The 12,987-nt window shown below is 35.7% G+C and carries 11 protein-coding genes and 1 other annotated feature; of the genes, 3 read left to right on the top strand and 8 right to left on the bottom strand.

Annotation, left to right across the window (positions count from 1 at the left end; genetic code table 11):
* Window positions 1-12 precede the first annotated feature (12 nt).
* The 7 genes from BR52_RS03325 to BR52_RS03295 all read right to left on the bottom strand — a co-directional run bounded on the left by BR52_RS03325 (window position 13) and on the right by BR52_RS03295 (window position 10,499).
* The gene (locus tag BR52_RS03325; RefSeq protein ID WP_034569134.1) at window positions 13-2,658 is read right to left on the bottom strand and encodes a valine--tRNA ligase; all 2,646 of its coding nucleotides are present in this window, start codon (window positions 2,656-2,658) and stop codon (window positions 13-15) included.
* A 95-nt stretch (window positions 2,659-2,753) separates the two neighbouring features.
* Window positions 2,754-2,980: a binding site (T-box leader), on the bottom strand.
* A gap of 58 nt (window positions 2,981-3,038) precedes the next feature.
* Window positions 3,039-3,539 (bottom strand): thiol peroxidase, encoded by a 501-nt coding sequence (gene tpx, locus BR52_RS03320; RefSeq protein ID WP_034569131.1) that lies wholly within the window; start codon window positions 3,537-3,539, stop codon window positions 3,039-3,041.
* 92 nt (window positions 3,540-3,631) lie between these two features.
* Window positions 3,632-4,288 carry a redox-sensing transcriptional repressor Rex gene (locus BR52_RS03315; RefSeq protein ID WP_034569130.1) on the bottom strand — a complete coding sequence of 219 codons (657 nt, stop codon included), beginning with the start codon at window positions 4,286-4,288 and terminating at the stop codon, window positions 3,632-3,634.
* 138 nt (window positions 4,289-4,426) lie between these two features.
* The gene (locus tag BR52_RS03310) at window positions 4,427-6,031 is read right to left on the bottom strand and encodes an amidohydrolase (protein WP_034569124.1); all 1,605 of its coding nucleotides are present in this window, start codon (window positions 6,029-6,031) and stop codon (window positions 4,427-4,429) included.
* Between the two features lie 170 nt (window positions 6,032-6,201).
* Window positions 6,202-7,419, bottom strand: a complete 1,218-nt coding sequence (thiI, locus tag BR52_RS03305; protein ID WP_034569122.1) for a tRNA uracil 4-sulfurtransferase ThiI — start codon at window positions 7,417-7,419, stop codon at window positions 6,202-6,204.
* 31 nt (window positions 7,420-7,450) lie between these two features.
* Entirely contained in the window at window positions 7,451-8,590 is a 1,140-nt protein-coding gene (locus BR52_RS03300) for a cysteine desulfurase family protein (protein WP_034569120.1), read from the bottom strand.
* Between the two features lie 193 nt (window positions 8,591-8,783).
* Complete coding sequence (locus BR52_RS03295) at window positions 8,784-10,499, bottom strand: septation ring formation regulator EzrA (protein ID WP_034569118.1); 1,716 nt, start codon at window positions 10,497-10,499, stop codon at window positions 8,784-8,786.
* 249 nt (window positions 10,500-10,748) lie between these two features.
* Here BR52_RS03295 and BR52_RS03290 point away from each other — a divergent pair, with 249 nt between their 5' ends.
* From BR52_RS03290 to rpsD, 3 genes are all read left to right on the top strand, one after another.
* A complete protein-coding gene (locus tag BR52_RS03290; protein WP_034569115.1) occupies window positions 10,749-11,231 on the top strand; it encodes a hypothetical protein in 483 nt (160 codons plus the stop codon).
* Between the two features lie 13 nt (window positions 11,232-11,244).
* The gene (locus BR52_RS03285) at window positions 11,245-11,712 is read left to right on the top strand and encodes a GAF domain-containing protein (protein ID WP_034569112.1); all 468 of its coding nucleotides are present in this window, start codon (window positions 11,245-11,247) and stop codon (window positions 11,710-11,712) included.
* Window positions 11,713-11,995: 283 nt separating this feature from the next.
* The gene (gene rpsD, locus BR52_RS03280) at window positions 11,996-12,601 is read left to right on the top strand and encodes a 30S ribosomal protein S4 (protein WP_034569110.1); all 606 of its coding nucleotides are present in this window, start codon (window positions 11,996-11,998) and stop codon (window positions 12,599-12,601) included.
* A gap of 171 nt (window positions 12,602-12,772) precedes the next feature.
* On the opposite strand, the gene BR52_RS03275 is transcribed toward rpsD, so the two are convergent.
* Window positions 12,773-12,973: a hypothetical protein gene (locus BR52_RS03275; protein WP_034569108.1), complete on the bottom strand. Its 201-nt coding sequence runs from the start codon at window positions 12,971-12,973 to the stop codon at window positions 12,773-12,775.
* Between the last annotated feature and the right edge of the window lie 14 nt (window positions 12,974-12,987).

Genomic DNA, 12,987 nt, shown 5'->3' with positions numbered 1-12,987 from the left:
TCAAGTTGATTATTATGCTTGTGCTTTTAAGACATTAATTCGTTCAGCTACTGCTTCACGTTTTTCAAGGTAATCTTTTTCTTTTGCTCGTTCGCTTTCAACAACTGCTTCAGGAGCACTTGAAACAAAACGTTCGTTAGAAAGTTTTCCTTGAACACGTTTCACTTCGCCATCCCATTTCGCCATTTCTTTTTCAAGACGTGTGATTTCTTCTGCAATATTGATTAGACCTGCTAGTGGCAAGTAAATTTCAGCGCCTGTAATTACTGCACTCATCGCTGTTTCAGGTGCTGTTACGTCACTTGAAATCGTCAAAGTTTCAGGGTTACAAAAACGTTCAATATAATGTTGATTTTCAATTAAGAAGGCTTCAATCGTAGGATCATTTGTTTTAATCAACAATTCTACCTTTTTAGACATCGGTGTATTCACTTCTGAACGAATGTTACGAACAGAACGAATCAACTCCATTAAAACTTCCATTCCTTTTGCAGCTGTTTCATCGTTAAATTCAGGGCGCACGACTGGGTACTCTGCTACCACTAATGATTCACCGTGATGCGGCACGCTTTCCCAGATTTTTTCAGTTACGAAAGGCATAATTGGGTGCAACAAACGTAAGGTTTGATCTAATACATGAGCTAAAATACTTCTGGTTGTTAATTTAGCTGTTTCATCTTCCCCATTTAACACACCTTTACTCATTTCAATATACCAGTCACAGAAATCATCCCAAATAAAGTTATATAGGTGACGACCTGCTTCACCAAACTCAAATTTTTCAGATAAATTCGTTACGTGTTCAATCGTTTCGTTTAAACGAGTTAAAATCCAGCGATCTGCAATCGTTTTTGGTCCAGTCAAATCGATTTCATCAACTGTTAAACCGTCCATGTTCATAATAGCAAAGCGACTAGCGTTCCACACTTTATTAATGAAGTTCCAGCTAGCATCCATCTTATCGTAGCTAAAACGAACATCTTGACCAGGCGATGAACCATTTGATAAGAACCAACGTAAGGCATCTGCACCGTATTTATCAATGACTTCCATAGGGTCAATTCCGTTCCCTAATGATTTACTCATTTTGCGACCTTGTTCGTCACGAATTAATCCGTGAATCAAAACATTTTCAAAAGGACGCTCTTCTGTAAACTCTAAACTTTGGAACATCATTCGACTTACCCAGAAGAAGATAATATCATATCCTGTTACTAAAGTATTCGTTGGGAAATAACGTTTAAAATCTGGCGCTTCTGTATCTGGCCAGCCCATCGTTGAAAATGGCCATAAAGCTGAACTGAACCACGTATCTAATACATCTGGATCTTGAATCCAATTTTCCGCATCTGCTGGTTCTTCCATGCCCACATACAATTCGCCTGTTTCTTTGTGGTACCATGCTGGAATACGGTGTCCCCACCATAACTGACGAGAAATAACCCAATCATGAACATTTTCCATCCAACGCATATACGTATTTTCAAAACGTTCAGGAACAAAGTTTACAGCTTGATCCGTAGCTTGATTGTCCATTGCTTCTTTTGCTAATGGTGCCATTTTAACAAACCATTGAGTTGATAAACGTGGCTCTACGACAACTCCTGTGCGTTCAGAATGGCCCACACTATGAACCATTTTTTCGATTTTAATTAAACGACCGATTTCTTCTAATTCTTTAATGATTTCTTTACGTGCTTTAAAACGATCCATGCCTTCATATTTACCTGCAAGTTCATTCATTGTTCCATCTTCATTCATTACATTGATACGTGGTAATGAATGACGATTTCCAACTTCAAAGTCATTTGGATCATGAGCTGGAGTTATTTTAACAACACCAGTTCCAAAGTCCATTTCAACATACTCATCCGCAATAATCGGAATCTCTTTATTGACGATTGGCAACACTAACATTTTTCCAATTAAGTGTTTGTAACGATCGTCTTCTGGATGAACTGCAACGGCTGTATCGCCTAACATCGTTTCAGGTCGAGTAGTGGCAATTTCTAAGACGCCGCTACCGTCAGCTAAAGGATAGCTCATATGATAAAAAGCTCCTTCTACGTCTTTATGGATTACTTCGATATCCGATAAGGCTGTTTTCGCTTTTGGATCCCAGTTGATAATGTATTCTCCGCGGTAAATTAAATCTTTTTCAAACATAGTCACAAAAACTTTACGAACAGCTTCTGATAACCCATCGTCAAGGGTAAAACGTTCACGGCTATAATCAACAGAAATCCCAACTTTTGCCCATTGTTCACGAATAAAAGTTGCGTACTCTTCTTTCCATTCCCAAACGGTATCGATAAATTTTTCACGTCCTAAATCGTAACGTGAAACACCTTCTGCAGCTAGCTTTTCTTCTACTTTTGCTTGTGTTGCAATCCCCGCATGATCCATTCCTGGCAACCAAAGAGTGTCGTATCCTTGCATGCGTTTTTGACGAATAATGATGTCTTGTAAAGTTGTGTCCCAAGCGTGTCCTAAATGTAATTTACCCGTTACGTTTGGTGGTGGAATCACGATTGAATAAGGTTTTTTTGTCATATCTCCACTTGGTTTAAATAAATCCTTTGCTATCCACTCATCATAGCGCCCCGCTTCAACTTCTTGGGGATTGTATTTTGTTGGCATTTTTAATTCTTCTGTCATTTGTACAACCTCTTTTCTTAATTTGATTTAACTCAGCCTATTAAGGTTTGAAATTAAGGCAAACTAAAAAGCATCCACCCTAATAACAAACTACTTATTAGGACGAATGCTTGAATTCGCGGTACCACCTATTTTGTGTATCTAATTGCGATACACCTCTCAACTTTCAGTCTTTAACGGATAACTACCCGAGATAAGTTACTCCTACTTCACCTATCCAGCTCCCAAGCTACCTTTTCTGTCCATCGATTAAGAACTCTCAGCAAATGTTCTATTCTCTAAAATCTAAGGGGCAGATACTCCTCTTGTTCAAAGCTTTTTTCTTTTCTTAATTCTAGCATTGAAGCTTACGAAACTCAATCTTTTTTTACAAATTTGGCTTATTTGGCAGCAACTGCTTCTTTGGCTGCTTCAATTGCTTTTTCATAATTTGGTTCATGGCTCATTTCTGAAACGATTTCTTCATAAACTAAGACCCCTTCGCGATTAACCACAAAGACGGAACGTGCTAGTAAATCTAATTCTGGCATATATAATCCGTAGCTTTTAGCAAACGTTAAATCAGTATCGTGAAGCATTTCCATTTCAACGCCATTCCCAGCACACCAGTCTGCTTGCTCTTCTTTTGTATTGTTTGAAATGGTCATCAACTGTACGCCTTCAAGTTTTCCAGCAATTTGGTTAAATTGTTTGGTTTGAATTGCACAAACGGATGTATCAATATTTGGAATCACACTGATTAACGCCACTTCTCCTTGGTAATCAGATAATGAAATGACTTGATCGTTTAAGTTTTTTAATTTAAATTCAGGTGCTTTTTCTCCAACTTTTGGTTGTGTTCCTTCGACTATTATCACGGTGCCTCGTTTAGTAATTTCCATCATTATAATCTCCTTTTAGTAAAAAACATTGTTTGACTTCTTCTAGTATACGAAAAAAGACAAAAGCGACGCAACCATTCTGCTTCAAATACTTAAATCTCTACTTTTTCACGAAGGTGTTCGTTGAAATAAATCAAGGTTAATAATTCTGTTGTTAAATCGATGTATCGGATGTCTACTTCAGGAGGAGCTGACACTCGACCTGGCGCGAAGTTTAAGATAGCCGTCACACCGGCTGCAACTAAGGAATCAATTGCTTCTTGCGAATATTGACTTGGAACCGTCGAAATAGCTGTGTTAATTCCTTCTTCTTGAATAATTTCTGCCATTTCGTCAATGGAATAAATAGGAATACCTGAAAGGACTTCGCCACATTGTGCCTCATCTTTTTCAAATCCGCAGGCGATTTTCAGATTTTCATCTCGTCGGAAATTATTTGCTAATAATGCTTTCCCTAAATTCCCAACGCCAACTATTGCTACTTTCGTTAATTTATTCACATTTAAAATTTGATCAAAAACTTCAATTACATGATCTACATCATAGCCGTACCCACTACGTCCAAGCTCTCCAAAATGGGAAAAATCTCGTCGAATGGTTGTAGAGGGAACTTGGGTTAAGGCACTAAATTCTTTTGATTTAATTCGTTTGACACCAGAATCTTCTAATGTTTTTAAATAACGATAATAAAGTGGCAATCGTTTTGCTGTTGCTTTTGGCAACTGTACTGTTTCTAATTTTTTTACCAACAAATTCACCTTCCTGTTTTCACTCTTATCCCCATATTACCATTGTCATACCTGACATTCAATTAAATTGTGATTTTTTTCACAGTCGTAACAAAAAAGCTAATTAGCGTATTTTTTTTACACTAACTAGCTAGATTCTTATTTTATTGAAAAAACGATTTGATTGGCAATTACTGTTTTCAGTACTTTTATTGTTCTTAATTCTTTTGTAAAAACAGTGAAGGGATTGTCTTTTAAAATCGTAAAATCACTAACAAATCCGGGTTTTATCATACCTCTGGTCGTTTCGTGATAGCAAGCTTTTGCACTTCCAACCGTGTATAATCGAATGGCTTCAAATCGTGACAATGCTTCTTCAGGAAAATAGTGTTTTCCATCTAAATCAGAGCTAACTGTTCTCGTTACGGCTGCGTGAATACCGTAAAAAGGATTTGGGATTTCAACGGGGGCATCACTTCCTCCTGCTGTTGCAAAGCCTGCTTTTTGGATGCTTTTCCAAGCAAAAGCAAGAGGTGGATGTGTCTCCCCTAAAACTTCAAGAGCCCAAGGTAAGTCGCTGCTCATAAATTGCGGTTGTAAATCAAACAACAACGGCATGCCACTTGCTTTTTTCAATAAATCAGGTCGAAGCCACGGCGTGTGAATCATTCGGTCTAGTTGACCTACTTTTGGAGGATATTTTTTTAACGTAGTGATGACATTTTCAAAAGCTTGATCGCCTAAAATATGGATTGCTACGGGCAATTCTGCTTTTCTTGCATCCTTCACCATGGTCTCGAAAACTTCGTCGGTTTGGACTTGTAAACCAAATTGAGTCGGTTCATTTGGATATGAATGGGACATCAACGCCGTTTTAGAACCGACTGTTCCATCATAAAATATTTTCATTGCGCCTAATTCCACCCACGAATGATTGCTTAAAAAGGTTTCATTCGATTGATTGAAGTTCGCTAATTCAGCATTATGAATCAGTAAATGAGCTCTAAATGGCAGTTGATTTTCTTTATTTCCAACAACATCAGTAAAGGTTTTTAAAGTACCTGTAAAGCCATTAAAGTAATGCAAATCTTCTGAATGTCCACCTGTTATTCCTTTTGACCATAAATCTTCAATTGCAATTTTTAAATAATTTTCCATTTCTGCTGGCGTTGCTAGTGGAAATGCATCGATGGCTAAATTGGTCGCTTCGTCTTTTAAAATACCCGTTAGTTTGCCATCTGGTGTTAGATCAATTTCACCGCCACCTTCAAATACTTGATGATTTTTTAACTGAATTTTTTTGATAAAAGGTGAATTAATGACTACATTATGATAGTCGATGCGTCTCACTAAAATAGGATGTAGCGTTGAAATTTGATCTAAATCTTGATAAGTAAGTCCACGTCCATCGTCTTCCCACATATTCTCATTGTAGCCTTCTACAAATAGCCATTCATCTGGCTTTAACGTCACTACTTTGTCAGCTATCATTTTTAATGCTGCTGTTCTTGAGTTTTGTTGGTTTAAATTTAAGCGGGCTAAGCTTTGTCCGTACCATAATAAATGCAAGTGACTGTCCACCAAACCAGGTAGCACAGTTGCTCCTTTTAAATCGATTTCTTCTTTAATTAGATCACCATACTGTGTTTTTAATTGGTCTGCTGAACCCGTTGCAATAATTTCAGTTTCATTTGCTAGCACACTTTCGACGGTTGCTTCCTCGTTTTCCATTGTATAAAAAAGACCATTTGTCCATAATTTCATTTAAAACCCACCATCCTTTTACGATTACTCATTTATTATAGTACCATTACAATAAAAAACAAGTTCTAATTCCTTCATTCTAACTGACTTTATTGCTTCTTTTTGGTACTTTTCTCTGTAAATATAACAAAAAATGGTTCAGCAACAAAGGCTAAACCATTTTTACTCAATTATAAGAAATCAGAAAATTCATCTTCTTGCATTTTTTCCAAATTGTCTCCAATTTTGATTTCGCTAATAACAAGCCCTGCCATTGCGCGTTCAATTAGTCCTTCAACATCCAATCTTGCTTCAAAACCTTGTGCTTTGTCTAATTTAGGTTTTGTTTTGGGTGCCGGTGGAGCAAAAATAGTACAACAATCTTCAAATGGTTGGATCGACAAATCAAATGTATCGATTTTTTGGGCAATCTCGATAATTTCATTTTTATCCATTGAAACCACCGGACGGATAATTGGCGTATTGGTCACTTCATTGATAGCTACCATGCTTTGTAAAGTTTGAGATGCTACTTGACCAAGAGACTCTCCATTAATAATCGCTAGACCTTTTTGTTGTGCTCGAATTTGATCGGTTAACCGCATCATCATTCTTCGGGTCACTGTCATTAAATAGCCTTCTGGTACTACTCGTTTAATTTCTTCTTGGATTTCAGTAAAAGGAACTTCAATAAACTGAATACTGCCAACATATGCTGTTAATTTTGCCGTTAAATCTTTGGCTTTTTGTAAGGCACGTGGACTTGTATAAGGCGGGCTATGGAAATGAACAGCTTCAATCTCAACACCACGTTTCATTGCTAAATAGCCTGCTACAGGAGAATCAATTCCACCTGATAGCATTAACATCCCGCGACCACCAGAACCAACTGGTAAACCACCTGCTCCTATAATCGTTTCACATGATAAAAATAAGCCTTCTAAGCGAACTTCCACACGTAATTCAATATCTGGTTTTTTCACTTGAACTTTGATACCTTCGATGTTTCTTAAAACTTCGCCACCTAATAACTGGTTAATGTCGTTGGTATCTAATTCAAATTTATGGTCTGCGCGCCTTGTTGTAATCTTGAAGGTTTGACCTTCTTGATACACATTCCGAATCATCTCAATTGCAGCTGCTTTCAACGCTTCAATATCGCGTTCTACTTTAACCACTGGAGAATAGGTTTGAATTCCAAAAATCGGCTGCAAACGATCCATTACTACCCGACTATCTGCACCATTTAAAAGTAAATACATTCGATCACGTTCGCCATAAATTTTCACTTCTGGATAATCGTGAAGTGCGTGACTAACATTTTTCACCAAGCGACTAATAAAAGTGCGCTTATTTTTTCCTTTAGTTGACAATTCGCCGTAACGAATCATAATTTCACTGTATTGCATCTTTTGTCATCCCTTTTCTTTGAGCTTTCTATTAGTGAATATCACGAAACTGACGGTATAATCCATCAAATTCTTTGATAAATTGCTGGGCTTCTTCTATTGTATTTGTATCATTTAAGCTAACTCTGACTGCACTTGTAGCGATATTTTCAGGCACATGCATTGCAGACAAGGTACTTCCGCTTGTTTGACTTCTACTTGAACACGCACTGGTAGTGGAAATGTAGATGCCTTTTTTCTCAAAAGCATGAACCATCACTTCGCCGCGAATTCCTCTTAGCGCAAAGCACAGAATATGAGGTGCGCCTTCTTTCGTTGAAAACAGAGTGACTTTAGCATAGCTAGCTAGCTTGTCCATCAAGTACTCTTTGATTTCAAGTTGACGTGATTGTTTTTCTTTCGAATCGGTTACTACCAATCGTAGCGCTTTTGACATTGCTGTAATCCCCGCAACATTTTCTGTTCCGCTACGTTTACCTGATTCTTGACCACCACCATTTAAAAGAGGAGCTAATTTTTTCCCTTTTTTTAAATACATAAAACCTGTCCCTCTTGGCGCGTGAAATTTATGTCCTGAAAAAGTAGCGATATCGATTCTTGAGTGTGTCGATAGATCAAGCGGAATTTTTCCAATTGCCTGTACTGCGTCGACATGAAAATGTACTTTTGGGTAAGCTTTTAAGACTTCTCCAATTTCTTCTAACGGCTGAATGCTCCCTATTTCATTATTAACAGCCATGATTGAAACTAAAGTGGTATCTGAGCGAAGTTCTTTTTTTAACGCCTTAACGGAAACGACGCCTTCTTTGTTAACTGGCAAATAGGTAATATCAAATCCAAGCATTTTTAATTGCTCCATCGATTCCTTTACAGCGGGGTGTTCAATCGCCGTCGTAATTAAATGCTTCCCGAATTTTCGTTTTTCGATAGCCGTTCCTTTAACAGCCCAGTTATCACCTTCTGTGCCACCACTTGTAAAGTAAATTTCTTCCATTGAAGTGTTTAAGAGTTCAGCAATTTGTTTTCTTGCTTGCTGAAGTAAACCCGTAGAAGCATCCCCTAACCCATGCAAACTAGATGGATTTCCCATTATCTCTTCGCTAACTTTTAAATAGGTTTTTAAAACACTATCGTCTATTTTAGTCGTTGCACTATTATCAAAGTAAATCATTTTCTCACGCCTTCTTTTAAAGAGAAACAATTCAACTTGTTCCTTATTTTCTTGTTAAAAACCTTTATAATTATAGCAGACTTTAGCAGAATCACAAACGTTCATTAAAAAAATTTAGAATCTCCTCATCATATGTTACGAAATTAAGAATAAAAAAAGTCGACAATCAAATTGATTGCCAACTTTTTTTAAATTAACGCTTTGCTTCTTTATCTTCAAAGTACGAAGATTCAACTTTTTTATAGGCACCAGGTTCAGCAGATTCAAGAGTTGTTGAAATGGTTTCAAGAGCTTCTTTATATTGAAACTCGTGATTAAACAACTTCAATGTATCATCGATTGCTTGTGCGATTCCTTCATTTGAATGACGATAACGATTCGCATATTGCATCATGTACTCGGTTAATAAAGCACTATCCACAATCTCATCTGTTTTTTCTTTGATTAAAGCAACATCATCTTGACATAGGAAGCATAAACGTGTAATTTCTTTCATGTCAATTTTTAATTTGTTTAGTTCTTTAGCCAATTGCTCAATTCGATTCGTTGTAGCAAAGAATAATTCTAGGTAATCGTGTGGTAGTCCTGGTAAATGTTGTTTTTCAACATAACGTTTAAGACCACGCATCTCAAATTCAAATTCATCTAATTTTGCTTGTGCATCCATTTCTTCCTTACGTAAATGAAGCAGGTTGCTATTTAATTCTTGTTGCTTTTTCTCAATCTCTTCTAAGCGATCGCCCATTTTTTCATAATCTTCCGCAATAACTGAATAGATGGCTTCATCTTGTGCAATTGCTTGTGCAGATAACTCAAATGATGTTTTTAAATCTTCTAGTTCAGATTCTATTTTACCTGCAGTTCCTGCTTCCTCTTGATTTAAAGTGTAGCTTTGAGAAACACGATCAATCTCAATTAATAATTTACGATTATTGACAATCACATGGTCTAAATATTCTGAAACTAATTGTTTTTGGCTCAATACAAAAGCTTTTGAATCAATTTCATTTTCCATTACGTCATACAAGTGATCAATTTTTGTATCTAATTGCGCTAAATGCTCTTTTGCTTCATCAACTTCCACTTTTTCAACTAATTCCATGCCCAATTCAATGGCACGTTCTATTTCTGCAATTTCTTTTGGAATGTCAATATCTAAAAAGCGATAATTTTCAGCTATTAATTGTTGGTAACCTTCTTTAATTTCTTTCACTTGATCAGTATCTTCAACCGTAAGCTCTTTGTAAATCGTTGGAACCAATTCTGCTACCCGATGTAGTTCGTTGGTGTCTTGCGAAACACGATCTAAAACTTCTTTTGCTTCAATATGATCTCCAGAAGAAGTTAGTTCTGTAAACTTAGAAAAATCTAATTCCAAAAAGGTTAGACGACGCTCTAAGTTTTCTAATGCGGGCCCAAAAGAAAAACTTTGAGTCAATAATTTTTTTCGGATATCTTGATATTTTTCTTGTACTTTTTTGATTTCCAAACGATTCTTTTCTTCGCTTTCAATCAATTTTTTTAATGCTAATTGAATTTTTTTGATACTTTCTTCTGTTTCATTAATTATGTGTAATGCAGCATCTTCCGCTTTTTGTGCTTTAATTAGCTTTAAGCGATCCGTTGCTTGTTCAGCATCAAATAAGTAATTTTCAATATCTGGAAAGCTAACTGTCGCAATATTTTCCCACGCTGCCTTCCAGTCTTTAAATGTTTTTTCAGTTTGACCAGTTAATTGTAATTTTTTTATTTTGTTGATTTCATCAATCACAGGTTTATCCATCAATGCGATTTTTCTTGTTTCAAGTTCGTCTATTTTACTGAAATGTCGTTTCTTTAAAATAAACCCTACCCCGTAAATGAGTAATGCTAATAAAATAATGCCGATTAATACAAATATAAAATTCATTCTAAAACCTCCACTTGAATTGATTGTAGCAAAATAATGGTATGTAACAAAATATAATGTTTGTCATTTTTAATTTCTTTTTTTATGAGAAAAACTTTAGATTTTTATTAGCTGAATTTCTTGCTTTTTTTTTATAAAACACCTATTGTAGATTATACCACAGTGATAAAAAACTAACACTAGAAATCAATTAATTTCAGTTATTTTTTATCCTAATTTGGTGGACAAACAAACGTTCGGGGAGATAATATGTTCTTATTGCTTAAAATTGTTGGTATTCTTGGCTTGACATTTTGTACTATATTGCTTTTTGCTGCGATTAAAATGCACAAATTAAATTCAAAAAAATTCCACCGAAAAGCTGGATTAATCTTGCTAGTTAGCCTTTTCTTCGTTTTATTTAGTCAAATGAAGATCAACCAAATCAATCAAAAACAAAAAGCAGCCTATACGATTGCTAGTAAATCCACTTTAGATGGATCACAGACCTTTTTACGAGTATTAGTTTTCAGCCATAATAAAAAAGATATTGAACAAATTTTTAAAAAGTTACAAAAGAGTGAAAAAAATGAACGAACGGATTCACTATTCGTTCGCTTTAACGTCGACAATGGTGGCGAAATTGGTGAATTTATTGCCAACGCTAAAATTGCTTGGACCCTTAAAGGTGAAGAACAAGTTGATTTAAAAAAAGATCAAGAAAAAATCGAATTTAATAATCTGAGTAACTAAAGGAGTGACTCTTATGTCAAAAAAAGGTATTTATCAGTTAACCAACGCACAGCTAGAGGCTATTATTGGCGATGAGACTAATTTAATTGCTAATCTAAGCAACGCTTCGGCTTTGCTTTTTGAAAATCTACCAGATATCAATTGGGCTGGCTTTTATTTATATGAAGCACAAACGGATGAATTAGTATTAGGTCCATTTCAAGGGAAAGTCGCTTGTATTCGTATTAAAAATGGAAAAGGGGTTTGCGGAACAGCTTTTGCTAAAAATGAATCTGTTGTTGTTGATAATGTTCATGATTTTCCTGGTCACATTGCGTGTGATGCTAAAAGTCAGTCTGAAATTGTGATTCCTTTGATGAAAAATGGAAAAACGATTGGCGTATTAGATGTTGATGCTCCGATTACGAATCGCTTTGATGAAATTGATCGTGGCTATTTAGAAGATTTTGTACTGATTTTACTTGCAAATAGTTCCATTTAAATTCTAGAGCAATGTTGGTTTCCAATCATTGCTTTTTTTGTTGCATAAATAGGCTATTTAAGCAACTATTGATTGACGTTAGATTGGCAATAAGGTATACTAGACCTTGTGTAAAATAATGCAGCGTGAAAGTGGTATTCACGTCAACAGTTTATTGCCTACAAGGTTCAATTGTGTAACCTGCGGCTGCAAAGGTGAAGATTGAAATAATAAACTGCACGAAATACTGAACTCTCTACTTATTATTTTACTCCAAAAAAACATTTATTGGAGGAATTTTATTATGTCACGTTATACAGGCCCAAGTTGGAAAGTATCTCGCCGTCTAGGCATTTCACTTTCAGGAACAGGTAAAGAAATCGAACGTCGTCCTTACGCTCCAGGTCCTCATGGTCCTAACAGCCGTAAAAAATTATCAGAGTACGGTTTACAATTACAAGAAAAACAAAAATTGCGTAACATGTACGGCATGAACGAACGTCAATTTAAAAACTTGTTTGTAAAAGCTGGTAAATTAAAAGAAGGTAAACATGGTGTTAACTTCATGATCTTACTAGAACAACGTTTAGATAATGTTGTTTACCGTTTAGGTCTTGCTACTACTCGTCGTCAAGCACGTCAATTAGTAAACCACGGCCATATTTTAGTTGATGGCAAACGCGTTGATATTCCATCATACAGCGTTTCAGTTGGTCAAGTAATTTCAGTTCGTGAAAAATCTAAAAACCTAGAAATCATCAAATCTGCAGTTGAAGCATTATTTGGTCGTCCAGACTTCATTAGCTTTGATGCTGAAAAATTAGAAGGTTCTCTTTCTCGTTTACCTGAACGTGAAGAATTGTATGCTGAAATCGATGAGTCTTACATCGTTGAGTTCTACAACCGTTAATCTTTAATCTCGTTTAGATTTCTAAAAACCACGGATTGCTCTTTAAAAGAGCAATCCGTGGTTTTTTTTTGTTTACTCTATACTTTATAATTTTGACATAATAAAAAAACATTCTTTCGTATCACGTACAGAAAAAATGTTTTATCTTTGCAATCAAAAGAACCCCCTTCATTAAACATCTAATTTATGTAGATGATCAATGATGCGAATAATTGATTGTTGATTTTTGGGGATGGTATATACTTTCGTTTGATTGTTTACTTTAGCAACTAAACATTCGTCTCCCACTACAATATTATTGATATCATTATTTTCTATATAATTTATCGCAAAAACTTTATTACTATTTTTACGATAATCTAATTCTGTCACACACGTCACACCCT

This window comes from Carnobacterium divergens DSM 20623 (assembly GCF_000744255.1).
In the GTDB taxonomy this organism is placed as follows: Bacteria; Bacillota; Bacilli; order Lactobacillales; family Carnobacteriaceae; genus Carnobacterium; species Carnobacterium divergens.
This window is presented reverse-complemented; position numbering and strand designations above follow the sequence as displayed.